Origin of the sequence: Bacillus sp. FSL M7-0558 (assembly GCF_038003245.1) — a bacterium.
In the GTDB taxonomy this organism is placed as follows: domain Bacteria; phylum Bacillota; class Bacilli; order Bacillales; family Bacillaceae; genus Bacillus; species Bacillus pumilus.
The window spans coordinates 1,377,384-1,402,734 of sequence record NZ_JBBOOU010000001.1 but is presented as its reverse complement, the minus strand read 5'-3'; the positions used below and the strand labels follow the sequence as shown (position 1 = coordinate 1,402,734).

Genomic DNA, 25,351 nt, shown 5'->3' with positions numbered 1-25,351 from the left:
AATCCTCTAATATCTATTATCCACCGCTTACAGGAGGAATGAATGCAACAGTGTCCCCGCTACACACTTCAGCGTTTCCCCTCGTATATCGTTCGTTGACTGCAACCATCACATTTTGTGCAGCATCAACACCATATACCTCCTGTAATTCTAATTTAATCTCATCAACCGTTGTTTGATCTTTTTGAATGATGATTTGTTGTTTACCGGCCTTCTCAGCAAGGCCGGCGAACAATAATACACTAATCAACCTGATCACCTTCTTTCTTTGCAAGTTGAAGATCACTAGGTTTCCCCTCTGGATATGAAACTGTTTCAAGCTGATCACCTATCCAGGCTTCCCCGTCTTCCCAATATTCTTTTTTCCAAATCGGAACGATTTCCTTAATTCGCTCAATGGCATATTCGTTCGCTTCGTATGCAGCCTTCCTATGAGGAGATGAAACGGCTATCGCAACAGCAATATCCGTTATATCAAGTGTCCCGACCCTGTGCACAATGGCAGCTTCAGTATCAGGCCACCGATTTTTGATTTCTTGTCCAATTTGACTTAGCATACTTTCAGCCATTGGTATGTAAGCTTCGTAAGTTAAGCGCAGCGTTTTCTTACCGTTTGTCCACTCTCTGACCGTCCCGATAAACGTCGTAATGGCCCCTGCCTTCCGCCTTGTCACATGCTGAATCAATTCATTCACATCAATCGGCACTTTTGTTATTTTAAAAAGTTCACTCAAATAGAGCCACCTCCCTTCAATAAGTTATAACAAAATGTATTCGCATCCTTTTCAAAGGCTGAAAACACTGGAAAAGAGTAATTTTTGGCTAACTGAAACTCTTGAGAAAAATAAATAGCTGCTTGTATATTGGAAAGTGTTGAAAGATCAATGAGCTCCTCTTCATTCTTCACACAAACGATTTTGCGGTATGGTGCCTGTTTATACCCTTCTATCAAGACCGCGTCTAATGGAAGATACTTACACATGTTGAGCAATTGCTTTAACGTGATGTGCTGCATTGAAAAGTGAAATTCACCCTCTCCTTCTACGCCAGCGGCAAATGCACCTGCCCCGACATATCGATCGGTGTCTTTTTCTTTCAAAAGACGATCTGGTTTACCGCCATGTCCATGGTGTTTAAAACAGCCTAGCTTCAGCTCATCAAGTACAGCCAGCTGACAGAGCTTTTCAATCAACGACGTCTTTCCGCTGTTTTGATAACCGACCACCTGTAATATACTTAATGTGTCATCCAGCATGGGGAACCCTCGCCTTCGTGCTGAAACAGCAGAACATGCACCTGATCACCAGCCTTAAAACCTCTTGTTCCACCTGGCAGCACGATGAAACAGTTCGCCTCTGCTATTGAGGTCACGGCACTTGATTTATCGAGACCTGTTGGGGTCACACTGAGCTGACTGCCCGTGAACTCAAGTGCCGCTCTGACAAATCGAGTAAACGGATTGGCTTTTGGGAAATCGTGTGTCAGCTTCGCCTCAGCAAAATCGGGTAACGGCTGTTTCTTGAAAGACCATTTATAGACCATCGGTTTCACAAATAATTCAAAGCCAACAAAACAGGCAGCAGGATTTCCTGACAGGCCAAACAGCAGTTGACCATTTGGCATTGCAGCAACCGTCGTTACACTGCCGGGTCTCATGGCCACTTTATTAAATAGCACCTGAGCTCCCAGCTTTTCATAAATTGCGGGGAGAAAGTCAAAATCACCTACTGAAACTCCGCCTGTTGTAATTAAGAAGTCTACCTTGCTTAAGGCTGCTTTGACTGCATGATAGCTTTTGTCAAAATCATCGGACACACCGCCTAAATCAAGCGGCTCTCCCCCAGCCTTAAGGATCTGGGCATAAACCATGCTAAGGTTACTGTTTCTAATCTTCCCGTCCACCATCGCATCACTCACTTGAAGAAGCTCTGTACCTGTTGAGATGATGCCGATCACTGGCTTTTTGACAACTGGAACTACCGCATATCCGAATGTCGCCAATAAGGCCGTAACGCCCGGAGTTACTTTGGTTCCTTTTTTGAGCATCACATTCCCTTCAAGTACCTCTTCTCCTTGACGAGAAATATTGTCCCCTTTTTTCAGCGGTCTTTTAAGTGACATGTATGATTTCCCATCTTTTTCAAAGGTTTTAGTCAGCTCAAGCATGATGACGACATTTGCTCCATTCGGGATTTTTGCTCCTGTCATGATACGAATGGCTTGAAAGGGACCGATGGTTTTTGCTGAGACCACTCCTGCCCCAATATGATCAATGACATCAAATTCAACCGGATGCTCGCTTGACGCTTCTTTTGTATCTTCTGCCCGAAGTGCAAAACCATCATACGGGGACCGATCAAATGCAGGCACATCATGATCTGCCAAAATATCTTCTGCAATGAACCTTTCAAGGCTATTTCTTAAAGGCACCCATTCTGCTTCTCCATGCTTTTCATATTGATGGACTTTTTGAATGGCTTCTTGTACTGGAATTGGCTGACGTCTTTCCATCACACTTCACTCCTATATCCCTAGCAGTTTTGCTAGTAATGAATTGGCTGCTTTTTCATCATTTGTCCCATGGATTAATGCACGTCCACCTTTGAAAAAGACGATACGATAAGATTCATAGCGGACATGGATTAAGAAGTCATTCACTTCTACCTCACAAATGGATGACAGCCGCTCTTTTACATGCTGAAATGATAGATTAGCTAGATCCTTAGATACAACTTGGACTGTATCCCGCCCGCAAAGAATCGTCGTTTTTTTACGCTGATCGTGTAAATAAGGATAGGTTCTATCTTTGCCGCAAGATGGACAGTTCTTCTGCTTAGTAAGAGACAAATCCATTTTAAACGATGTCGCCTGCCAAAGATCAAATGTGACAAATTTCCGTTCGATTTGATCTTCATGTCCTGTTAAATACTTTAGCGCCTCTGTTTGCTGATAAGCAGAAACCATCTGAACTGCTGGAGAAATAATCCCCGCTGTATCACACGTCAAACCGCCAACAGGCAGTTCTGTAAAGACACACGATAAACACGGCGTTTTATCTGGCAAAATGGTCATATACATCCCCTGGCTGCTCACACAAGCACCATATATCCACGGCGTCTTCGTTTCCTGCGATAAATCATTCATGACCATTCTCGTCTCAAAATTATCCGTCGCATCAATGACAATATTTGCGCTGTGAAATAACGGTCTTAACAGCTCAACCCCTGCATCTTCAATCAGGGCGTGTATGGTCACTTCATGATTGATCTCTAGGAGACGTTTTTTTGCCGCAGCTGCTTTTGGCACATGTGCCTTTGCGTCATGTTCTGTATACAGCTGCTGCCGCTGTAAATTTGAAAATTCTACATAATCACGATCAACAATCGTCAACGTGCCGATCCCAGACCGGACAAGCCCTTCCGCAGAGGCCGTTCCAAGTGCACCCGCTCCAACAATTAGAACATGACTGTCAGCAAGCGCACGCTGACCCTTTTCCCCAACCGGAGGGAACAAGATTTGTCTTGAATATCGATCATTCAAAGCTGTTCTCTCCTCACCATTTTTTATGTATCATATCATACCGTTTTCAGGTAAATCGCTTCTTTTATTGATATTTCGGAATTCATTTGGTGTTACGTTCAGTTCCTCTTCTGAGACGATACGCACCTTAAGCCTTTGAAGTAACTCTTTGATGGCTAATTGATTCTCTTTTAAACACGCATCAATGGACGGCAGACAGCGGCGGTGATAAAGTGCAAATAAAGGCTGTAATCTGCCCTGAACAAGCGGGATAATAGCATCTACGTGCTCGCTACAATAGGACGATAATACTTCAGCCGTCTCCCTCCGCACGAAAGGCATGTCACATGCCGTCACTAAATACCATGCTGCTTCTTGCTTTTGCATCGCTGTATACATGCCGGCAAGCGGCCCGCATCCGAGCACCTGTTCATCATCCAACCACACATCTCGTTCACCTCTTTCTTTAAAAAAGGTCAGAAGTGATGGATGGCTGATGATGACCTTCTGTCCTTTCAAAAGCTGCTTTTTCACATGCTCATATAGTGGTTTTCCTTGATACATATAACTTGCCTTTGGCTCTCCAAAACGTCTGGATGCTCCTCCAGCTAAAATGACATTGACTATGTCCATCCACTCACCCTCCTTTGATATGGTTGTTCTAATCACTCTCATCTCGCATACTTTATTGGTAACATGAATAAGGAGGGTCTATCGATGAACAGGCGCCATGCTTCTCCCCTATTCCATGACCTATCTCAAGAGAATTTATACTTAAAAGCGGAAACAGCCAAATATCAACAAATGATCTCTGATTTACAGTCCTCATATACGTATTCTAAAAACAAGAAGTTAACTCAAGAATATCACGAGATGAAAAAGGATTACACGCAATTAAAGCAACAATTGGATGAAATGACCATTGATCAAGATCATGCAGCCTCAAAAATACAGGATCTTTCCTACAGCAAATCTGAATTATTACATAAAATAGTCCTTCTTCATGAAATGCTCCAAAAAGAAACCTTTCATAGAAGGAAAGAAACGGAAGAAAAACACCGGCTGCATTTAAAAGTCATCAAATATAAAGAAATCTCTCAACAATTAAATGAACGGGTGCAAGATCAAGATAAACGGCTTGCAAAAGAGGAGAAAAAAGGAAATACTTTATCCGCTGTGATTGAGAAACTGCAGCAAACATTAGGTGATAAAAACGCAGAGCTCAATCTATTACAGGAAGGCGTTAAACACCTGCAGGAGCGTTTTTATGAAACACAAGAGAAATTACTGCAAATTGAAAAAGCAAAGGAAGCGATTTTTTATGAAACGCTCACAAGCTATCAAAAACAGTTAGCCGAAAGTGAGGAATGGATCGCATCTCATTTTGCTGATATTGACCAGTCAGCTCAAACAAATTCACAGCCATTCTCTCGAGACAGCCTCCTGCAAACAACGGAAGAAATCGAACCCATCTTGAAAAAGTTGAATGAACAAGTTCAAACGCTACAAGCACAAGTCGATGCGGTGCAGCAAAATGGAGATGTCATGACAGTGAAGATTGAAGGCTTCAAAAAGCAGCGTGATCACCTGTCAAAGGAACGAAAAATTGTCTATACTGTTGATCAAAAAAAGTAATTCTCGCAATAAAAAAACTGCTGGCTTTTTTCGTCAGCAGTTTCTTTTTTATTTATTCGTCTTCTGTTTGAATATCGCCTTCTAAAATATACTGTCCGCGATATGGCTTTTTCACTTCAGGATACATTTTAATTAAGCTTTGCATAAACGTTGTCATATTTGGAATTTCAAGACCGCTCTCTTTTTCAATTTCTTTTTGAAGTTCAGAGCTTTTAATCGCTGCATTATGACGCTTTAACGTTTTAATCGCAGCTTCACGAAGCTTAGCTGCCTTTGAACCAGGGCGAGCTGTGCCTCTTCTGCGTCTTGTAGATCCTTCAGGAATACCTACAGGTGCACCGTTTAGCTGTCCTGTTCCTAAAGTTGATACAGCATTTGATTGTGATTGTGCAGGCGGCTGGTAGCTTCTCATTTCTTGTGCAGCCAGTTCAGCTAATACAGGCAGTGAATCCGTTTTTCTTTCTGTACGCACTTCTTTTTTTGTATCTGACACTAGACCTGTTCCATGACGGTCTAATTCTCTTAATTTTGCATAAATCGTATCTCGCTCAATTTGATATTCACGGATGACCTTTACTTCTGCTTCGTTTAATTGTTCCAATCGTAATCGTAACGCTTCCCTCTCATTAAACAATGGATTTCCCCCTCATCATATAAAAAATATTCTATAGTAAATATTAGATTAGAAAACTAATTTTATCAACTATTTTTTTATCATTTTACAGTTTGTTATCAGATAGGTATTTTCAACTAAAATTTTGCCAAAGAGGAACAATCGGCATCCATTTCATTGCCACTAAAGGCTTTTGACAAACCTTAAAATATTGTAAAAAATTTGAATAAACACTTATACTACTTGATTTACATCGTTATTTACCAAACTGAAATTTCTTTTGTGCAAAAACGTTCTGAATAGTAAAAAGTTAAAATCTTTACATTTTCATTTCAAAACAAAAATGTAAATAGGTCTTTAGATCTTTTTGTTTCAGGAATATTTTTTAATAAACTCCCCCAATTTCTCTTTTCTTAGGAAGGCGAAGTCCATTCCGTGCAATAGGTCGCCTATTTTTGTCCATGAAAAAACCCCCATTTATGGGGGAAAGCCTATTCTGCAGCCTTTTCAGACTCAGAAAGCACTCGATTGACACGTTTCTCAAGCATTTTCATTCCGCTTCCGCCAGCTTGGAAGTGGCGCAGAGCACCTGTTTTATCAAATACATAATATGCTGGTACATATTCATTTTCAAAGGCTTCTGTTAACTTATGATCACTATCCACAAAAATTGGCTGCGTGATTTCATGCTCTTTCGCAACTTCCTTGATCTTATCCAGATCTAGGTCATCCTCTGATCGCGGCATATGAACGGCTATCACGTTTAGTTGATCCTTGTATTCATCACGGAATTGATTGACTTGAGGCATTGCCTCTTTACAAAGATGACAGCTGACTGACCAGAAATGAATCAATGTTGGTTTGTCACCAATTAGATCTTCTTTTGTTACTTCTCCATTTAACCATTCTTTTGCACCAGTTAGTTCTGGCATTGGTTGACGTAATTTCATTATGAAGCGCCTCCATCCATTGTATGTGTCGAAACAAAAAGGTCTAACATTAGTTAGACCCTCCTGTTTCTTCAGCTATCAATTAAAGTGTTTTTTGACCAGGCTTCCAGTTCGCTGGGCAAAGTCCACCAGTTTGTAATGCTTGAAGAACACGTAATGTCTCATCTACATCACGACCGATATTGTTGTGGAATACTGTTTGATATTGAAGTTCGCCTTCTGGGTTGATAATGAATAGACCGCGAAGTGCAATTCCTTCTTCTTCAATTAAAACGCCGTATTCTCTAGATACTGTGTGGTTTGTGTCAGCAGCTAGCGGATATTTCAATTCGCCTAGACCATTGTCTTTACGGTCTGTGTTGATCCAAGCAAGATGCGTATGGATTGTATCAGTAGATACACCAATGATTTCAGCATCTAAATCTTCGAACTCATCATAACGATCGCTCATTGCTGTAATTTCAGTTGGGCAAACAAATGTGAAATCCATCGGATAGAAGAAAAGTACTGTCCATTTGTCATTCTTCATGTTTTCTTCTAAACTTACTTTACCAAATTCCTTGTTAGCAAGTACTGCTTCCATTTCAAAACGTGGAGCTTGTTTTCCTACAAAACGCTCTGCCATATGTAAATCCCTCCAAAAATAATATCTTTATACAGACTTCTAAGCTGTATATAAAATGAGAATCAAAAGTTGAAATTCTCATTTAGTTAATAACTTCACAATTACAATTATAATACTTAAGCGGTTTTTAGTCAATATTAATTAATAATAAATTTAATTAACGATTTGTCACAATCTCTTGCTTCACTTAACAAAAGTTTAACATGTCTTGCAGAAGGGAACAAATGATTAGCTTCTCTATTAGAGCATACATAGAAAGGTTTTGAAGATCATGAAAGCATTTGAACAAGTAGATTGGGTTTCCATTATCCTCAATAGCAGTATGATTTTGCTAAAACTAATCGCTATTTTTGTGATTTATTTTATCATCAGAGCCATCGGAAATAAGATGATTAAGCGTGCCTATTCCACTTTCTCTGAAAGGCATGACGTCTCTTTATCAAGAGCTCAGACGCTGCAAAGTCTCACGCTAAATATTTTCGCCTACATATTGATTTTTATTTTAGTTGTCATGATCCTCGACTTATTTCATTATAACCCGACCGCTTTGCTAGCTGGCGCAGGCGTTGTGGGGCTTGCAATCGGTTTTGGCGCTCAAGGACTAGTGAGTGATATTGTGACAGGATTCTTTATATTATTAGAGAAACAATTCGATGTGGGAGAATACATAACAGTTGCTGGCTTTGAAGGGATCGTAGAACAAATTGGACTTAGAACCACGCAGCTTCGAAGCTTTGACGGCACCCTTCATTTTATTCCAAATCGAAGCATATTGAACGTGAGCAATCATTCAAGAGGGACTATGCAGGCACTCGTTGATATCGAGCTATCTCCAGAAGAGAATGTGGATCAAATGATCACAGCCCTTCAAGCTGCGTGTGATGAGGTACGAAAAGACATTCCTCAAATTATCGAAGGCCCTCAAGTTGTCGGCGTGGAGGCGTTCGGATCCTCTTCCCTTGTACTGCGCATCATTGCAAAAACCGAAACAATGGAGCAATGGCGGGTAGAACGAATCTTGCGCAAAAAAATGAAAGAAGTACTCGATATAGAAAAAGAGCAAAAAGAACCGGGATGATCATCTACCGGTTCTTTTTCTTGTTTGTTTTATTGAACACGCTGTTCTACTTCTTGACAAATTTCATCAGCCGTCATACCAGACGCGGTAATCACAGATGCCTTTGTCGTTGTGTCTGAAATGCCAAGAACATTTGAATCTAGCCCTGTGACTACATAGCAGTCACACTGATCCATTTGCTGTTCATTTTGAATACGTACGACGTCATACCCTTTTTGCTTCAGTAGTTCTTCTACATCGGATAAAGATGGTTCTACACCAATTCTTGTCATAATCAAGAACACCTCCTGTTCATAAGGTGTACAGGAGGTAGCTTGATTATTCATTCACCTGCTTGCTTTTTGAAATAAGCCGTCATAACGTTTACTGCGGTTTCTATCGCTTTTTCATCAGGCATAAGTTTTGCATGATGCAGGCCATATTCTGAATCGACCCCTAACCAAAACATAAATCCAGGGTATTTTTTCAGCATGTAGCCAAAATCTTCTCCTGTCATGGCTTCTCTGCATTCAATCACATTCGCAAGCCCTTCTCCGGCGACATATGACATAAATTCCTCTGTCAGTTCCTTTGAATTATCCACTTCGTAATAAGATGAAGGGTATCGCACGGTTGCCTTGCATTCGTAGCCAATTTCAATCCCTTTTGCTAGTGCTTCAATTCGCTTTCTCACTTTTTCCATAGATTCTGGTGAAAGTGTACGAATGGTGCCATCAAGCTTTGCATGCTGCGCAATGATATTTTGAGCCGTTCCCCCGGTAATCGTGCCAATCGTGATGACCGCACTATCAAGAGGATCGACATTACGAGAAATAACCGATTGCAACTGACCTACAAGTGCGCTCGCTGCCACAACCATATCATTCGCTAAATGAGGGTAAGCAGCGTGTCCGCCTTTTCCTTCAAGATCTATCACAAGCTCACTCGTATTGGCAAAAAGCAGCCCTGGCTTTGTGGCTATCGTTCCGACAGGATATTCAGGTGCAATATGCAGTGCTGTAATAAAATCTGGCGTCCACTTTTTCAGCACATCACTTGTAAGCATCGGTTCAGCTCCGCCTGGACCTTCTTCTGCCGGTTGGAACATAAATAATAGATCTTCTTTGATTGGCTCATGAACGAAATGATCAATGATCCCAAGTGCGATGGTCATATGAAGGTCATGTCCACACGCATGCATCTTCCCTTCATGTACTGATTGAAATGGATACCCTGTGTCCTCAGGAATTGACAGACCGTCCATATCTGCACGATACGCAAATACGCGCTCAGGATTTGTTCCCTTTACTTTGACAAAAAGTCCAGTTCGCCATGTTTCTATCTCAACTCGATCTTTTGAATAAGCACTAAGATGATTGATGAGGTACGCTTGTGTTTTGAATTCCTTAAAACCAAGCTCAGGGATTTGATGTAAATCTCTTCGAATGGATATCAATTGCTCACGATTTAACAAGTGAACTCGCTTCCTTTCCTCTATACGAATAAGACGTGGATATATCATCCACGTCTATGTCTTCAGCTGCGAATTGTATGAATTAAAGCTGACGCAGTTCTTGTTTAATTTCTGTTTTACCTTTTGTTTTTTCATCAATGTCTTTGATTTTCTTTGCAGGTGTACCTGCTACAACTGTGTAAGGCTCTACATCGTTCACAACGATCGCACCAGCAGCTACGACTGCACCTTTACCAATTGTTACACCTTCTAGAACTACAGCGTTCGCACCGATGACAACATCATCTTCTACGACAACTGGTTTAGCAGATGGTGGCTCAATGACACCTGCAAGAACAGATCCAGCACCGATATGACAGTTCTTACCTACTGTCGCACGGCCGCCAAGCACCACGTTCATATCAATCATCGTACCTTCGCCGATCACAGAGCCGATATTAATAGAAGCCCCCATCATGATGATTGCATTATCACCGATTTCAACTTGGTCACGAATGATCGCACCTGGCTCAATACGCGCTTTAATGTTCTTTAAATCTAACATCGGGATTGCAGAGTTGCGGCGGTCATTTTCCACGACAACATCTTCAATTTTGTCTTTGTTCGTTTCTAGCGCTTCTTGAATGTCGCTCCACTCACCGAAAACAACTCCGGTGTTTCCTGTGATGAACGTTTTTGCATGTTCACCAAACTCAATACCTTCTAAATCACCTTTGATGTAGACTTTGACAGGTGTTGATTTTGTACTATTTTGAATAAATGAAATAATTTCATTAGCGTCCATTTGTTTCATGTATGTATGTCCTCCTCTTAATTTATACTTCATTACTGTACCAAAGGAGAGTTTTAATGACAAGTGAAAGAGTTGACTCTTCAATGGAAAATAAAACAAGCGGGACTGATTACCCCGCTTCCTGCTGGTGAAGATGAACAAATTGTTTGCCAAAAGAAATCAATTTCTCTTCTTCTTCTCCTTCTGGATTTAGCTCGATCTTGACGGATGGCAGGACAATGTCACCGCCAAGTTCCTTCACTTTTTCTTCGATTAGGTCAACAGCTCCGCAAAAATGCTCATAAGATGTATCCCCGGAACCGAATACAGCAAATGCTTTTCCCGTTAAATCAAGCTCTTCCATTTCTTCATATAAATCAATAAAATCATCAGGAAGGTCACCATCTCCCCATGTGTACGCACCTAACAAAATGTGCGTGTAATCATTGAGAAGCTCTGCATCAATATCCATCGCTTCATGACGGTCCACGCCGGCTCCTGCTTCTGTGATTCCTTTTTCAATTAGATCTGCCATCGCTTCTGTATTCCCAGACATCGTGGCATACACGAGTAAAACCTTTTCTGTCACTTTTTCTTCCTCCTTATCAATGAATCAATGCCGGCTCCTCATATGGTCTTACAAACTTGCTCTCATATAAACCAGCACAGAAAAAGTTTTCATTTTGATTGGCTACACGAAAACCGTGTCCTTTGATCGTATCAAACCATTTGAGCTCTTTTTGCTCAATATCAAGCTGATACACTTTAGAAAACCCGTGTTCGTCTTGTGAAGTCGTCACATACACAATGCCATTATCCTCTGACACATCCAAAAATGATTCCTCTCTAGCAAAGGCTTGTGATTGAATATCATGTAGCATATTGGTATGTAAATCTAAAATTTGAACAGATCCCTTTTTGCCTTTTTTTGATCCCAATGCGCAAACAAGCAGATGCTCCTGACAGAGCAGCATAGAAGCTGTCATCCGGTGCTCCTCTCTGTTTAGGAGGAAAACCTGTTCACTCTCCAAGTCATACACCCATATTCCTCCGTGAACATCATGAATCTGTGTTCCAATATAAAGGTGATCACCTGCAGCACATAAGGAACGAATGACAGGCGGGTGGTTCACATGAGCAAATGGCTTCATAATTTCCCAGGAAATCCCGAAATCATTTGACACATAAATACTATGTTTTCCATGTGCACACACAAACCCATCTTTGCGTCCTGTAATAGACCAAACGACTGCATTTGTTGGAAATGATGATAGCGCCCATGTATGGCCTTCATCTCCTGATCTAATCACTGTGCCATTTTCACCAACACCGAATAAATAAGGTCCAATATAGCTGATGGCATGAATTTTATGCTTGAGCTTAAACAGTTGCTGCCACCCGCTCTCCACACTGTAGTGAAAAATACCTTCACGTTTTACAGCGACAAAGTATCCACCGTTTTTAGATGCAGCAACAGCTGTCGCTCCTTTATGAAACATGGTTTTCAACTCGTTTCTCAGATAGCGCCGCCCACGTTAAAAAGCTTGTCGCAAATTCCTGACAGCACGCCACATCCTCATCGGTATCAGGCGCAAGCTCCATTTTCAATGTTTCAGGAAACACAGATGCACCGGTTGATTTGAGCATGTCATGAAATGTATGGACAGCCTCACAAAACTTCGGGTAGCTGTAATCTCCAGATCCGAACACAGCTGCTTTGATGTCACTTAGTTCAAGCGTGGAGACCTCTTCATAAAAGTCCTCAGCTTCATAAGGTAAATCACCATCACCCCATGTATAAGAACCGATGAACACATAATCGTATGAAGAAAGATCCTCTGCGCTTGTATCATCAAATTCCAACATCTCTGTATCGATCCCTATTCCTTCTAGTGTTTGCTTTATGATCGCTGCCATATCTTCTGTATTACCAGACATACTCGCAAATGTAATTAGTGCTTTCATCTATCGGTCACCCCATCTAAATGATAATCATTTTCAATTATTATATGTACACTTTAAATGATAATGATTTTCATTGTCAAATGATTTCATAAAAAAGCTTTGACCAATCAATACGATAACCCAATGAAAAACCCGCTCATTCCAATTGGAAGGCGGTTTTTTCATATCGAAGAGATCATCGGTTTCTCATTCGTTCGTTTCATCTATTTGAATAAAATATGGACCATAAGCCGTTTCATGCGTCATCACAAATGTCCATTTTTCATTCCAATCCATCACATACATATCGTTATAATCCATATGATTAGATTGATATGGTAAATCATTGATTAAAAGAGAGCTGGCATTTTCGAAAAGATACGCCTCGTCAACAAATTGATAAAAAACAGTACACTTATCCTTTGATTGTTGAAGAAATGCGTCTATCGCTTCAGCATTTTCAAGGCATGTAACCATTCCAAAACTGCATAAATGCCATAAAAAATCATCTATTGATATCTCGTTTTGTTCTTTCATTGAAAGATGACTAGCAAAACGTTCACGCCACCTCACGCGCAAATGATCTCCCCATTCTGGTTTGTTCATTTTGATTAATTGATTGTTTTTCATAAGATCGAAGTCTCCTCTATGATTCGCTCCATCTATCTGTTGCTTTGATATGCGTGCAATAAGTAAATGATCATTCACCTAAAAAAGCACCTTCCTCTTCCAAGAAGGTACTTACACCGCATCACTTTCAAGCATTTCTTTGACCACACCAACAAATGCTTGCACTTGTTTTAATTGAAAAGAAGCTTCATAGCCTAGCAGCCATGTGTCACGTCCGATTTGCTCTCCATTCACGTCAACAAGCGGTGTTTTATGAACACTTTTTTCGTGGTCGTATAAGGTGACCGAAGGCAAAATGGCGTAGCCGATGCCGTGGTAGGCCATTTGTTTACACGTCTCAATCTGGTCCACTAGAATCGTCTGCTTTGGAGACACTTTGAATTTTTGATGCCACCAGTGCTGGATTTCCTGATAATACGTGCTGTCGCTTTTAAATTGAATAAACGGGCGTTCTGTCTCGATTAACTCGTCCACGTCTTTGATAACGGAATCGACTAAATATAAATGATCTGTCATCAAATATTCCTTTGTTCCCTTCCAATCAGGGTTTCCGCGAATGATCCCAATGTGCACGTGGTCCTCGTATAAGCTTTTGAGCATTTCACTACTCCAGCCGGTCACAAGTGATACCTTCGCATTTGGGTACTTTTCGACATATCGCTTTAACACTTTCGGCAGCCAGTGCTGTCCAATAATGGATGCAACCGCAAGCTTTAGTGTACCGTGAATTTCCCCTTCAAGTTCATCGATTCTCTCTCTCACTCGATCTTGCTCAACCGTCACCTCTTTTGCAAATTGAATGATCTGTTCACCTGCCGAAGTCACGGTGAGCCCTTTCTGAGAACGAAAAAAGATTTTGGTTCCCCACTCTTTTTCAATCGTCTGCAATCTTTGGGATAAAGCAGGCTGAGAGACAAAGAGCCGCTCCGAAGCCTTTCTCATATTCAATTCTTCACTTAGCACAACAAGCATATGTAACTCCTGAAGCTGCATGGGCGTCCCCTTTCTCTCTATAAGTTTTTCTTATTCCATATGGTCATTATATAAATTATAGCTTATGAAGGCAAAAAAAATAAGCTGGGTTTCAGCTCATTTTTTCGCGGCATGAATCACTTCATTTAAGCGCTTTAATACAACACGTCGTGTAAATATTCCTTCAAAGACTTGCTCCTCATTTACGACACAAACAAATCCATTATTCGTTACAGCGTGAACGCCTTTTAGCACAGGATCCGTCGTTTTAAGCCTTGGGATATCAGTAAGCATAACCTCTTCTACCTTCAGTTGGTCCAGCTTTTCGAATTCAATTCGTTCTAAACCAAAGATCTTATCCATGATCATATTCGTTCCAATTAACCCATGCAGGTGATAAGAAGGATCTAGTACCGGGATGGCTGTATATCCTGTTTTTGTAAGGACCAATAGAGCATGCTCAAGGTTATTTCCAATTTGAACATGTGCCACTTTATCTGCATCAATCATATGCTCGGCTACTGTTGACTCAAGCAATTGAGTTGGTTCTATCTCTATCATGTTTCTTCGACCCCTTTTCTCTCAATCATCAATCATACATTCCCCATTACCATTAAGCATAAACTAAAACGAAATTTGTCGAAAGATTTTTTCTGCATAAAAAAGATACTCAGCTCCCGAGTATCTAATAGAATGTTCAATCAATATTAATTCTCAAACCTTACTCTGTCATACAATGTGATCAACTGCTTATACGTATTGTCATCGACATTTTTTGTTCCACATTCTATATCATTGATCTCACTGCTTAGTAATTCGACAGCATATTCCTGATTCAGCAATACGTTTAATAATAGCTTTTTCTCTTCTTCATTAAAACGATTTTCGATGACGCTCATCCAACATCAGGCCCCCTGTTTCATATATGCTTTTATATTGATTAGCAGGCTTTTGAATGTCTGCTTCCTCTCTATACAGCTAGAATAAGGAACTAGAATCGAATCGTCAACCGCACGTTTCGACAAGGTTTGGAGAAAAATGACGGAATTTATTTTGTGTATCGATTGGCATAGCAAAATGCTGCGTATGAGTCGGGTTTTATTTTAGCTTCAATTCCCATAGCTGTGATCATTCCGGTCATTTCCTGGATCAGATCTTTTGTACTTCCTTTTTTGCCAATATCCAGATGGGCTTCAAAACGGAGGTCTGCCCCTTCCTCAGCAAACGGAAGAAGCAAATCCATCAGTTCTGTTAAAGGCCCCTCAAGGATGTCTGCACATACCTTTTGGCTAAACGCTGTCTCTAATGAAATTTTTTCTCTAAGGCTTTGCACAGGTCTGCTGATCACTTGTTGCGTGAGGCAGCCCCAAGCCCCTTTGCCAATCCGGTGGAGATGAATTGCAGTCATAAATCTTGTGACATTTTGATTGACCTGAGAGTCCGTACCAATTGATAACACATAGGCGGATCTAGGGTCTTTTCGAATAAAGTCTTTCATTCTCATGACGACATCAGAAAACGCTAAATGATCTTCAGAAAGATTGTAGTAAAAAGAATCACTCACAGAAAGGAACTCCTTTTTAATGGTCTCTTATCCGAAATATGCGCTGAATGATCATCTTCCATTTGTACACTGCGCCAATCATGACACATGTATATTGCCGCAAATAAACGAAGGAATCCTTAGAAAAAACATTTCATACGATTCAGCTTAGGATTGTAAAAGCTCAAAAATCTCAATCGAAATCATATCAATGTTGTCAAATGGGAAAGTATTTGGCTTATCCCCTTGTTGAAAAACAGTCAATTCAAACGTTTGATTCTTTTCGAAATACTTAACACTACAGATTTTCTCACCGTTCACTTCGAAATAACGCTGTGCCGGTTCGTTTGCAGCTTCTGCTGTCTCTTGAAGACTTTGCAGCCTTGTAATGATACCCATTAATTGTGACATTCTAAAAAAAGACTCCTTTCAAAAAAACAACTCAAGATGAACCCGTATTGATTATACACAAGTCCTACAAAGCATCATACCATAAAGTGTTCTCAGATGATATTTTTCCTCTTGAATTCAAAAAAAGAAAAAGAATCTGTTTTTTTAGTTTGAGTCTTTTTTCTAATCTCATGCACCATGTTTTTATAAACCCGCAGACCTCATTAGACGTTTGGCAATTTCGTCAAAATCCTCTTTGGAAATGCCTGGGGCAAACTCTTCCGGTAATTCTCTATAATCTGGCACAGGTGCTCCTTGCGGGGTGCCCTCAATCACTGTGAGCGGTTTTCCATCAATCGGATGACTGCCTTTCCAAATCTTATTAATGTCCTTGTAATCCGTATCACTAAATGTATACAGCTTTGTATGAACATTTTGATCTTCAAATTTCCTCGCTGAATCAAAGTATTTGTTGTCGAGGTTTGGGATTGGCAGCATCTTTCCTACATCTACACCTGTGGCTACCTCAAGCGCCTTTGCATATGCCACAACATGCACTCCGCCCCTGACGAGTAAATAACCGATCATCTCTCTTGCTGTAGGATGATCTGTCATTTCATATACGCGCATTTTGTGCGTACGTGCTCCGCATTCTAGGAAGAAATTATGAAGGAGGTCAAGAATCAGGTTTCCGCTTGAGAACACATTCTCCCCGGTCCAAGGTTTTGCCATGGAATCAAACGGATAGCCTGTTTGAGCCGTTTGAATAAAATGCTGTGTATTTCGTTTATCGACAGCCGCTTTCATCGGTGTCGTATCTGGATCTCCGCCATGGGTGGTCCCTGTAATCATGAGATTCACAGCTGTGGTCACAAGTTCTACATGACCGAATTCTTCAGCCGTAATGCTGGATACGAGGTCATAAAACGGTTTGAGTTTTCGTTTTCCTCGAAAGTTAAAGGATTGAAACATGTAATTATTTAATGTGGACATTTCGCCGAATTTTCCGCCGAGTAATTCTTGCACAGCAGCAGCACCATTTGCATCTGGGTGATCTGGTCTTGGCAAATCAATCAGCAGCCGCTTGTCACGTTTGATCATGACATTCCCTCCTACCGTCTAACTGTCATCACTTAAGATGTATGGAAGGATTGGGCTGTCCTATGCATAAGGCGAAGATGAAAAGCACAAAAAAAACTTGGCGGGGGTAGCGCCAAGTTTTTTGGATCTTGATCTGATAGAGGGGTTGGGGAACAGAGAGTAGCTTCTCTCTATAACTAAATGATAATGATTATCAGTTTCATTGTCAACCATTTTTTATTTCTTTTTTTCAATCAAAAAAAGCAGCCCAAAAGGCTACTCAGATTGTTAATAAATGGCTAATATAATCTTCACTCTGTGCTTTTAAATTAATCCATCTTGCTCATATAAATAGGCATACGGAAGATCTATAAATAAATACATATCTCCCTCTAACGGGTAAGAAAACGTACGTATCCTCTCACCAGTTTCTAAATCGCTGTAAATATCACTGAAAAATCCTTTCCCGCTCATTCTCATTTGGAGAATATTTGCTAGGAAATAAGGACGCCAGCTCCAGTTTTTCTCGATATATTCAGGCTGGAACAACCATTCTTTTTCTTTTTTAAACACATTTCCAGTGATTTGAAAGCCTTCTTCATTACACATATAAATCCGAAAGCTGCAATCCGATAATTCTAATGCCAGCTTTTGGATGAGTTCATCATTTGTAGTGCATGATTTTTTTAAGGTCGTGACAGCTTGGTGAATTCGTTTATAAAATGTTTCAGAATGTTCGTAGACAGTTTGTAGTTTCTTTTTCTCATGCGCAATAAATTGCTGGAATTCTTCCCTCAGCTGATCTTTTCGTTTATTGCGGTCGATTAATTCCGCCGCCGGCTCGTGAAGATAGAACCCTTGAAAGTATCTGCCACCATTTCTCCAAGCATATTGCAGCTGAAAATTTGCTTCAATGTCTTCATAAATTAAAGCCGCCCCTATTTTTCTCGCAAGCAATGAAATGCTGTACAAGACATATTCATAGGAAGGAGAAGGAGCCGATGCCCTTAATGCGTGTAAATCTATTTTTAATAGATCGGGTGAGAGCAAGGCAATCCGGTCAAGATTGCTGCTTTCTTTTCCGATATTCGAAATGGCGATTTTAATACCATATGTACGAAAATACGTTAACGTATGGTAAAGCTGTTCAATATCGCCGCTAAACGTATGCTCTGTAAATTCGATAACAAACCGATTAAGCTGAATGCCCCTTGCTTCATATTGCTTCAAGAGTTCTAAAAAGCTTTCACCATGATCAAGCATCAGGATATTGGCATCATGATTAATAAAAATGAGCAAATCATCATCTGCTGTTGTGAAAAGATCGAGTGCTTGCGTCAGTACTTTATGATCTACTTCCACTTTATATTCGTCAGGAATAGATGAATCCGTAAAGAAGGAGCCTAGGCTAACTGTTTCAGACTCGAGCTTCATTCTTCCTAAAACCTCATAGCCTATCACTTTTTGCTCTTCCGCACTGAATATCGCTTGATAGTGCGGGAAAACATCTTCAATATTCGTTAAAATATCCAATGGATCGACCATTTTCATCACCTGCTTCTCTCTTTGTGTGATTATAACACATCAAAAGCAGGTCTTACATCGTCATTCAAAATGGGGATTGGTTGAGCCATTGCCCCCCATCCATTGTGATACAATCTCCATTTATATAAGACGCTTGTTCAGATAATAAAAAGCATGCAAGCTTTGCAATTTCCTCTGGTGTACCAAGTCTGCCAAGTGGAACACTATCTACTGTTCTTTGCGCTGCCTCTTCCGATTCCCATAGTTTATCCGCACCACCTGTTCTCTCGATTGGACCTGGCGCGATGGCATTAACGCGAATTCGATATTGCTTACCCCATTCCACTGCAAGCGTTCGAGTGAGAGATAAAACACCGGCCTTTGCTGCCGCTGAATGCGCCACACCTACACCAGCACCCCATGCATAGGTTGCCACCATATTGACCATACTTCCCCTTTTCTTTTGACGAATCCAGTAATTGCCCACTGCATGACTGCAAAAAAATGTTCCATTTAATACAATATCAATGACAGCCTTCCAGCCGTTAGGAGATAGTTTTTCTGCTGGAACTAAAAAGTTTCCTGCAGCATTGTTAATCAGAGCGTCCACATCTCCAAATGTATCTACCGCAAACTTGACCATTTGATCGGCATCCTCTGGGTTTCGTACATCCATTTGGAAGTAAGCGATCGAGCCGCCATTTTGTTTTATTTCATTTGCTACCTTTTCTAACGTTTCTTCTGTTCTTCCAGTAATCACGACATTCCAGCCTTCATGTGCCAAATGGACAGCCATCGCCTTCCCCATTCCGCTTGATCCCCCTGTGACAATCACTGTTTGTTTCGTCATTTGTTCTCCCCCTCTGTGGTTTTGAATGACTATTCATTCATTATTTCTATCATATCATGATTGACCCTAGATGCACCATATGGGAGATTCTTTAAATATGATGCTATACTTAATTTTATTTATAAAGGAGTCTTATATGAAGCAACTTTCTCGGAGACAGTTTTTAAAAGGAGCAGCTGGCGCGAGCATTCTCGGTTTTTTAGCTACAACATGTGGATACGGATATGCCAGATACATTGAACCACGCATGATCGATACCGTGTCAATGACCATTCGGGATGCTCAGCTTCCAGCTTCATTTGACCAGTTTAAAATTGCTCAATTTAGTGATGTTCATTTAAGTGATACATTTCCTGCGAAGGAATTAGAATCCGTCGTCCAGCAAATCAACGCTGAGTCTCCAGACCTCATTGTGTTCACAGGTGATCTCGTTGATTTTCAAGCATCGATTGAAGAGCATGAAAAAGCGAAAGCCTATTTGACTGAGCTCCATGCCCCGTTTGGTAAGCTCGCGATATGCGGTAATCATGACTACGGACCATTTGGCATTGATCTTTATGAGAATACGATGAAAGATTGCGGCTTTACAATATGTAAAAATGATGTGTTTCCATTAGAAAAAGAAGGGGCGCATATTCAGATTGCTACAATGGATGACCTGATGATGAGTGTGCCGGATTATGACCTGATTAAGCGAGAAGTATCATCTGATTTATTTACCTTGCTGCTCGTACATGAGCCTGATGCAGCATTGGAGCTGAATACAACCCCTATTAACTTGCAGCTTTCTGGACATACCCATGGCGGACAGGTGCAGCTTCCTTTCTACGGACCCATTCTCACAGCACCTTTTGGCCATACATATGTGGAAGGTTTATACGGAAGTTATCAGCACCGAATCTATGTCAACCGCGGACTTGGGACAACAAGACTGCCGCTTCGATTTTTAGCCAAACCTGAATTAACCTTTTTCACCCTCTCTTCTCGCATTTAGACAGAAGCCAAACCGCTTCTTTTTGCATATAGATAATCAAAGATCTTTCTCATGACAAATGTTAGGAGAAACCTTCCTTAGCCTGATTCCGTCCATATATAGATTGAGTGACAGGCATCATGGCTTCTTTTATTTGAGCAAAAGGAGTGTCCTTTGGTGCTGCGATATACGGTAAAACGCGGAGAAACGCTTGCTTCTATAGCGCTTGATTTTCGAACAACAACAGAAGCTTTAAAGGCTGCAAACCCTTCACTGCAAGGCCGAGAGCCGTTACAAAATGAGGTCATTATCATTCCTGGTCTGCCCGATCCTAATACGATCCCTTACCGCATCTCTGTTTCGATCTCAAGCAAACGTCTCGTCTTGTTTTCTGGATCAGAGCTGATTCGGTCTTATCCGATTGCAACAGGAAGAATTTTAAATATGACACCGACAGGTTCTTATTATATTGTGAACAGACAGCCAAACCCAGGAGGTCCCTTTGGCGCCTATTGGCTAAGCCTCTCGAAAGTTCATTACGGCATCCACGGTACGAATAACCCGTCTTCAATTGGTAAAGCTGTGTCTAGGGGATGCATTCGTATGTATAATCAGAATGTCATCGAACTTGCTTCAATCGTTCCAAATGGAACACCTGTGACCATTAGCCAGTAGGAGAAATCAATTGTATGAATGCTTAAAATTTTATATGATATAAAGTGGGATCTTCAGGTTAAGGAGCGTATTTATGGATATTTTTAAAAACAGAAATTTTGTTCGTCTCTTTTTTGCAGCACTTGCTTCGCAAATGGGGACAACAGTAGGCAATATGGCGTTTGCCTTTTATTTGCTCGATCATTTTAGTCATCAGCCCGCCTACGCCACATTAGCAGAGCTCATGTATTCACTTCCAACGATCTTTGTCTTTTTTATGGTCGGTGTCGTAGCAGATCGTTTTGATCGTAAAAAAGTCGCAGAGAATTGCGATTGGATACGAGCTGGGCTGACGATTGTTTTATTCATTGTTATTTATTTCAATTCACTACCTCTTATTTTCTTGATCTTGTTTATACGAAGTGCCATTACGAAGTTCTTCTATCCAGCTGAAGCCTCTCTCGTTCAGGCGATTTTAAATAAAGATCAATATGCAAAAGCCGCTGGCTTAAATCAAATGCTGTTTAGTTTATTCATGGTATTTGGTGTTGGAATCGGTGCGATTATGTATAAGACAATTGGACTTCACGGTGCCATTACCATTGATTTGATCAGTTTTATTGTGTCAGGCATCCTGATTCGTACATGTAACATTCCAATTGAAGCACGTCAGCCAAATGGACAAGCAGGCTGGAGAGGCATGACCATTAAAACGTCTCTAAAAGATTTTAAAGAAGGCATTCTTTACATTATAAAAAATAAATTATTGGCTTCTTTAATTTTTGGCTTTTTTGTTTTTGGTCTAGTCAATGGCGCATTTGCTGTACTTCCGATGTTTACAATGAAATATGGCCTTTCACCGGACCATTTTGAACTGCATACATCATTCTTTACAATCGCGATCGGTGCCGGTCTACTTGTTGGCAGCTTAATGGGCTCTGTTCTCGCTAAAAAAGTAAAGATGCAATATCTCATGTCACTTCCAATTTTGGTTGCAGGCATTCTGATTTTTGTACTTGGTTCCACCCACACACTATGGTTGTTTTATGTCACATCGTTTGTCATTGGTACATGTATTGGCCCAGTCAACATTGTCATTGGCGGCTGGCTGCCGAGAATCGTCCACCCTCGTCTGATGGGACGTGTGTCAGGCTGGGTTGATCCACTTACCATGTTTGCTCAATCCATGACATTAGGTTTGATTGCGGTACTATTTCCAAAACTCATTACAAACGTTTCTTATATTTATTACGGAATGGGCGTTATTATTTTACTCGTTTTCCTTTTTTACTTCTTTACACTGCCAAAGTTCAGCAGAGAAGCTGACGACTTAGACGTGCAGCGTGAACTAAAAGGTCAGGGAGCGCAATAAATGAAGCAAAAAGGACTTTCTTCTATAGAAAGTCCTTTTTGCATGGCTGAAACACAAACGGCACTTATTTTTTCTGCTCATCGAAATGATTGGAAGCAAAGGATGAATCGAACGATCATCTATCACGTACACAATGCCTCCAACGACAAGTGCGACCAATAAAGGAGTTAACATATCTTCAATCTAAACAGTCCTGTCTGTTCTCATTAACTTTGATCTTATAACATATTTTTCTTTTTATGAAATAAAAGGAATGTGTATAAAATTGCAATATTTTTAATAAAAAATCTTTACATCTTTGGAAGTTTTATAGTAGTATAGTCAGGTTGGAGGTGAGGGGTATGCTAAAAAGTTATTATTTTATTCATACAAAAGATGATCAAGGTCAATATGTTGTACATACAGAAGATTGTGCATTTTTAGGTGATGCTTCAAGCCGTAAATTGATTGGTCTGCACATGAGTGGCGAGAGCGCCATTGATGAAGCTAAACAAATGACGAATGAAACTGATTTTAATGGTTGCTTCTACTGCGCTTATTCAAGTCATAAGAAATAGACCATGTGATTAAACCATATGTTCGGGCATGTTGTCTGGCATATGGTAAATTTTCAGGCGCAACATGAATACAAATTGAGAAACTACCCATTTATTTAAATAGGTAGTTATCACGAACTAATAGTTCACTTCATATATATTTCATCCAGTCAATTCTTCTTGCAATGAAAATCTCTCTTTGAACACCCTTCCTTCTCATTTTTTTGGCTGATATAATGCCATGAATAAAATCATGTATACAATACAAGCTGTCCCAGCCCATTGAAAAAAACCAAATGGCTCCTTTAACCAAAAAACAGTCGTGACAACTGCCGCAAGGGGCTCGACACTTCCAATTAAGCTTGACTCTTTCGGTAATAAATATTGCAAGCTTTCTATGTAAAACCAAAAAGCGATCATTGTACCAAATATGATAACAAACAATAAATAAACATACGCTTCAACAGGTAAATGCGACAGATTTATCTTCCATGGCGGATGGACTAAGCTAAGGGTAGCTCCCCCAATCAGCATCGCCCAGCCAACAACGACTAAAGAATCAAATTCTTTTAACAGATTGATTGGATATAGCGTATAAAACGAAAGCGCTACAGCAGACAGTATTCCCCAAACCACTGCGACAAATGGAACGGTTAATGTTGAAACAGAACCATTCGTCAATAAGAGAAACATGCCCATGAACGCCAATGACACCGTCAGCATATCTCTTTTGGTAAAAGTAGATTGGCGGCGAAGTACTAAATACATGATAATCATAACAGGGGCCGTATACTGCAGAAGCGTCGCCACAGCTGCATTCCCAAGTTGAATAGATGCCATATAAGTATATTGAACAGCTAGCATGCCCATTACTCCAAATATAAGGACTTGCATAGCCGTCCTCTTCTTTTTCCACACACCAATTAGTTGCGCTCGTTCTTTTGTCATGAAATGAACAAATAAAAGCAGTCCACCTGAAATAAGCAGCCTGACAGTCACAAGCCAATTGACATAAATCCCATATTGCTGAAACAATTTTTGTGAAACAGTTCCTCCTACTCCCCAACAGATGGCACCAATCAGAACAAGCAAAATTCCCTTATTTCTATCCATTTCGTTCTCCTCAACTCTCAAACAAGCATGATAATATAGTTGATAGTAGTTCACTTTGTTACATATTGATATATCAATTGAACATAAAAATAAAAGAATATTGAGGAGAACCATGAACAACCATCATTTTCTTGTTGACTACAATTTGAAAGAATTAACGGAGCATTCTACTACGACCTGGTCTATCGCTCTTTATCATACGAAAATTTGTGATCATAGAAGCGGCCGCATCCCTCTTCACTGGCATGACGAATTTCAATTTGTTTTTATTTTAGAGGGGGAAGCTGAATTTCACATCAATGAAGAGACGATATGTTTGAAGGAAGGAGATGGCGTATTCATCAATAGTGGCTGCCTGCATATGGCAAAAGATGCGAATGGGACAACTTGTACATATCTTTGTCTAAACGTTTCCCCACATTTCATCACAGCCAATGAATTATTTACCACTTTCGTTCATCCTTATATGCATGCGAGTGAGACACCTTATATTTTATTGAACCGAAAAGACCACTGGCCAAATCATATCTATCAATGTATTCAAACCATTCAGCGATTAATTGATGAAACTCCAGCATATTATGAGCTTGAACTCAATATTCAACTCATCACCATGTGGAAATGTTTATTACAAAATGGCTTTCAAATAAAATATGATGCACGGCAGCATGATAAAAATGAACGGATGAAACCTATGCTGAATTGGATTCACCAGCATTATCACGAAAAGGTGCTTCTTCAAGATATCGCTCGAGCAGGTCAGCTAAGCCGATCTGAATGCTGCAGATACTTCAAAGATATTCTAAAGAAGACACCTCTTCATTATGTGAATGAATATAGAGTTCAACAAAGTCTCATCCTGCTTCAAGAAACAGATTTCAATATAACCGAAATTGCTTACAAAGTCGGCTTCAACAGCACAAGTTATTTTATTAGTATGTTTAAAAGAATAAAAAATACGACACCTTTAGCATATAGAAAATTAAAAGCGCCGCATTCTTTGTAACTGAAACAGATTGAAGAAAAATCATGATGGATAGATACTAGTGTCTTTGCACACCATTCTGTCATTTTTATATACAAACACGTTTTAGAACCGTCATGAATGGCTATTGTAAATAAGAA

33 protein-coding genes are annotated in these 25,351 nt (G+C 40.3%); 8 read left to right on the top strand and 25 right to left on the bottom strand.

Going from position 1 to position 25,351, the window contains the following annotated elements; all coding sequences use genetic code 11:
- Positions 1–16: 16 nt before the first annotated feature.
- Genes moaD through MHB79_RS06935 form a run of 6 tightly spaced genes read right to left on the bottom strand, consistent with a single transcriptional unit; the run spans position 17 to position 4,152 of the window.
- Entirely contained in the window at positions 17–250 is a 234-nt protein-coding gene (moaD, locus tag MHB79_RS06960; RefSeq protein WP_003210852.1) for a molybdopterin converting factor subunit 1, read from the bottom strand.
- Complete coding sequence (locus MHB79_RS06955) at positions 243–734, bottom strand: molybdenum cofactor biosynthesis protein MoaE (protein ID WP_340989394.1); 492 nt, start codon at positions 732–734, stop codon at positions 243–245. Before MHB79_RS06955 ends, moaD begins: the two co-directional genes overlap by 8 nt.
- Positions 731–1,255 (bottom strand): molybdopterin-guanine dinucleotide biosynthesis protein B, encoded by a 525-nt coding sequence (gene mobB, locus MHB79_RS06950; protein WP_284906327.1) that lies wholly within the window; start codon positions 1,253–1,255, stop codon positions 731–733. Before mobB ends, MHB79_RS06955 begins: the two co-directional genes overlap by 4 nt.
- A complete protein-coding gene (locus tag MHB79_RS06945) occupies positions 1,237–2,514 on the bottom strand; it encodes a molybdopterin molybdotransferase MoeA (protein ID WP_340989392.1) in 1,278 nt (425 codons plus the stop codon). Before MHB79_RS06945 ends, mobB begins: the two co-directional genes overlap by 19 nt.
- A 9-nt stretch (positions 2,515–2,523) precedes the next feature.
- Positions 2,524–3,540, bottom strand: coding sequence for a thiazole biosynthesis adenylyltransferase ThiF (locus MHB79_RS06940; RefSeq protein WP_106029779.1), 1,017 nt, complete (start codon positions 3,538–3,540; stop codon positions 2,524–2,526).
- Between the two features lie 30 nt (positions 3,541–3,570).
- Complete coding sequence (locus MHB79_RS06935; RefSeq protein WP_340989389.1) at positions 3,571–4,152, bottom strand: molybdenum cofactor guanylyltransferase; 582 nt, start codon at positions 4,150–4,152, stop codon at positions 3,571–3,573.
- A gap of 84 nt (positions 4,153–4,236) precedes the next feature.
- Here MHB79_RS06935 and MHB79_RS06930 point away from each other — a divergent pair, with 84 nt between their 5' ends.
- Positions 4,237–5,154, top strand: a complete 918-nt coding sequence (locus tag MHB79_RS06930) for a hypothetical protein (protein WP_050945137.1) — start codon at positions 4,237–4,239, stop codon at positions 5,152–5,154.
- Between the two features lie 52 nt (positions 5,155–5,206).
- Here MHB79_RS06930 and rok read toward each other — a convergent pair whose 3' ends face one another.
- From rok to ahpA, 3 genes are all read right to left on the bottom strand, one after another.
- Positions 5,207–5,788, bottom strand: a complete 582-nt coding sequence (gene rok, locus MHB79_RS06925) for a transcriptional regulator Rok (RefSeq protein WP_003210851.1) — start codon at positions 5,786–5,788, stop codon at positions 5,207–5,209.
- A 470-nt stretch (positions 5,789–6,258) separates the two neighbouring features.
- Positions 6,259–6,717, bottom strand: coding sequence for a TlpA family protein disulfide reductase (locus tag MHB79_RS06920; RefSeq protein WP_003211884.1), 459 nt, complete (start codon positions 6,715–6,717; stop codon positions 6,259–6,261).
- 82 nt (positions 6,718–6,799) lie between these two features.
- Entirely contained in the window at positions 6,800–7,342 is a 543-nt protein-coding gene (gene ahpA / locus MHB79_RS06915) for a biofilm-specific peroxidase AhpA (RefSeq protein WP_003211758.1), read from the bottom strand.
- A gap of 271 nt (positions 7,343–7,613) precedes the next feature.
- Here ahpA and MHB79_RS06910 point away from each other — a divergent pair, with 271 nt between their 5' ends.
- Positions 7,614–8,420, top strand: coding sequence for a mechanosensitive ion channel family protein (locus MHB79_RS06910; protein WP_003211570.1), 807 nt, complete (start codon positions 7,614–7,616; stop codon positions 8,418–8,420).
- Positions 8,421–8,449: 29 nt separating this feature from the next.
- On the opposite strand, the gene MHB79_RS06905 is transcribed toward MHB79_RS06910, so the two are convergent.
- The 15 genes from MHB79_RS06905 to fadH all read right to left on the bottom strand — a co-directional run bounded on the left by MHB79_RS06905 (position 8,450) and on the right by fadH (position 19,578).
- Positions 8,450–8,692, bottom strand: coding sequence for a YkuS family protein (locus MHB79_RS06905; RefSeq protein WP_003211408.1), 243 nt, complete (start codon positions 8,690–8,692; stop codon positions 8,450–8,452).
- A gap of 50 nt (positions 8,693–8,742) precedes the next feature.
- A complete protein-coding gene (locus MHB79_RS06900; RefSeq protein ID WP_050782659.1) occupies positions 8,743–9,921 on the bottom strand; it encodes an N-acetyldiaminopimelate deacetylase in 1,179 nt (392 codons plus the stop codon).
- Between the two features lie 34 nt (positions 9,922–9,955).
- Positions 9,956–10,666, bottom strand: a complete 711-nt coding sequence (gene dapD / locus MHB79_RS06895; protein ID WP_340989385.1) for a 2,3,4,5-tetrahydropyridine-2,6-dicarboxylate N-acetyltransferase — start codon at positions 10,664–10,666, stop codon at positions 9,956–9,958.
- Positions 10,667–10,775: 109 nt separating this feature from the next.
- Complete coding sequence (locus MHB79_RS06890) at positions 10,776–11,234, bottom strand: flavodoxin (protein WP_371474880.1); 459 nt, start codon at positions 11,232–11,234, stop codon at positions 10,776–10,778.
- A 16-nt stretch (positions 11,235–11,250) separates the two neighbouring features.
- A complete protein-coding gene (locus tag MHB79_RS06885) occupies positions 11,251–12,144 on the bottom strand; it encodes a WD40/YVTN/BNR-like repeat-containing protein (protein WP_095117790.1) in 894 nt (297 codons plus the stop codon).
- Entirely contained in the window at positions 12,134–12,610 is a 477-nt protein-coding gene (locus tag MHB79_RS06880; protein ID WP_003212484.1) for a flavodoxin, read from the bottom strand. The genes MHB79_RS06885 and MHB79_RS06880 overlap by 11 nt, the downstream gene beginning before the upstream one ends.
- A 186-nt stretch (positions 12,611–12,796) precedes the next feature.
- On the bottom strand, positions 12,797–13,219 hold the full coding sequence (locus tag MHB79_RS06875) for a DUF4275 family protein (RefSeq protein ID WP_226805329.1): 423 nt from the start codon (positions 13,217–13,219) through the stop codon (positions 12,797–12,799).
- Positions 13,220–13,330: 111 nt separating this feature from the next.
- Positions 13,331–14,212, bottom strand: coding sequence for a LysR family transcriptional regulator (locus MHB79_RS06870; protein ID WP_003211236.1), 882 nt, complete (start codon positions 14,210–14,212; stop codon positions 13,331–13,333).
- A gap of 96 nt (positions 14,213–14,308) precedes the next feature.
- Entirely contained in the window at positions 14,309–14,752 is a 444-nt protein-coding gene (cbpB, locus tag MHB79_RS06865) for a cyclic-di-AMP-binding protein CbpB (RefSeq protein WP_003210874.1), read from the bottom strand.
- 146 nt (positions 14,753–14,898) lie between these two features.
- Entirely contained in the window at positions 14,899–15,090 is a 192-nt protein-coding gene (gene abbA / locus MHB79_RS06860; protein ID WP_003210802.1) for an antirepressor AbbA, read from the bottom strand.
- A 149-nt stretch (positions 15,091–15,239) separates the two neighbouring features.
- Complete coding sequence (locus MHB79_RS06855) at positions 15,240–15,755, bottom strand: ribonuclease H-like YkuK family protein (protein ID WP_003212504.1); 516 nt, start codon at positions 15,753–15,755, stop codon at positions 15,240–15,242.
- A 147-nt stretch (positions 15,756–15,902) separates the two neighbouring features.
- A complete protein-coding gene (locus MHB79_RS06850) occupies positions 15,903–16,145 on the bottom strand; it encodes a YkuJ family protein (protein WP_003212254.1) in 243 nt (80 codons plus the stop codon).
- Between the two features lie 183 nt (positions 16,146–16,328).
- Positions 16,329–17,225: a manganese catalase family protein gene (locus MHB79_RS06845; RefSeq protein WP_003210823.1), complete on the bottom strand. Its 897-nt coding sequence runs from the start codon at positions 17,223–17,225 to the stop codon at positions 16,329–16,331.
- Positions 17,226–17,528: 303 nt separating this feature from the next.
- Positions 17,529–18,749, bottom strand: a complete 1,221-nt coding sequence (locus MHB79_RS06840; RefSeq protein ID WP_321999033.1) for an EAL domain-containing protein — start codon at positions 18,747–18,749, stop codon at positions 17,529–17,531.
- Positions 18,750–18,813: 64 nt separating this feature from the next.
- Positions 18,814–19,578: a 2,4-dienoyl-CoA reductase gene (gene fadH, locus MHB79_RS06835; RefSeq protein ID WP_340989383.1), complete on the bottom strand. Its 765-nt coding sequence runs from the start codon at positions 19,576–19,578 to the stop codon at positions 18,814–18,816.
- A gap of 136 nt (positions 19,579–19,714) precedes the next feature.
- Here fadH and MHB79_RS06830 point away from each other — a divergent pair, with 136 nt between their 5' ends.
- The 5 genes from MHB79_RS06830 (at position 19,715) to MHB79_RS06810 (ending at position 23,134) form a co-directional block, all read left to right on the top strand.
- Positions 19,715–20,572, top strand: coding sequence for a metallophosphoesterase (locus tag MHB79_RS06830; RefSeq protein ID WP_226805112.1), 858 nt, complete (start codon positions 19,715–19,717; stop codon positions 20,570–20,572).
- A gap of 156 nt (positions 20,573–20,728) precedes the next feature.
- On the top strand, positions 20,729–21,226 hold the full coding sequence (locus tag MHB79_RS06825) for a L,D-transpeptidase family protein (protein ID WP_034619946.1): 498 nt from the start codon (positions 20,729–20,731) through the stop codon (positions 21,224–21,226).
- Positions 21,227–21,299: 73 nt separating this feature from the next.
- The gene (locus MHB79_RS06820) at positions 21,300–22,577 is read left to right on the top strand and encodes an MFS transporter (RefSeq protein WP_003211422.1); all 1,278 of its coding nucleotides are present in this window, start codon (positions 21,300–21,302) and stop codon (positions 22,575–22,577) included.
- Positions 22,578–22,739 carry a hypothetical protein gene (locus MHB79_RS06815; RefSeq protein ID WP_170965988.1) on the top strand — a complete coding sequence of 54 codons (162 nt, stop codon included), beginning with the start codon at positions 22,578–22,580 and terminating at the stop codon, positions 22,737–22,739. It abuts the gene before it with no gap.
- Positions 22,740–22,918: 179 nt separating this feature from the next.
- Positions 22,919–23,134 carry a hypothetical protein gene (locus MHB79_RS06810; protein WP_050945147.1) on the top strand — a complete coding sequence of 72 codons (216 nt, stop codon included), beginning with the start codon at positions 22,919–22,921 and terminating at the stop codon, positions 23,132–23,134.
- Between the two features lie 195 nt (positions 23,135–23,329).
- Here MHB79_RS06810 and MHB79_RS06805 read toward each other — a convergent pair whose 3' ends face one another.
- Positions 23,330–24,226, bottom strand: coding sequence for a DMT family transporter (locus MHB79_RS06805; protein WP_340989380.1), 897 nt, complete (start codon positions 24,224–24,226; stop codon positions 23,330–23,332).
- A gap of 112 nt (positions 24,227–24,338) precedes the next feature.
- Here MHB79_RS06805 and MHB79_RS06800 point away from each other — a divergent pair, with 112 nt between their 5' ends.
- A complete protein-coding gene (locus MHB79_RS06800) occupies positions 24,339–25,232 on the top strand; it encodes an AraC family transcriptional regulator (RefSeq protein WP_340989378.1) in 894 nt (297 codons plus the stop codon).
- Positions 25,233–25,351: the final 119 nt, after the last annotated feature.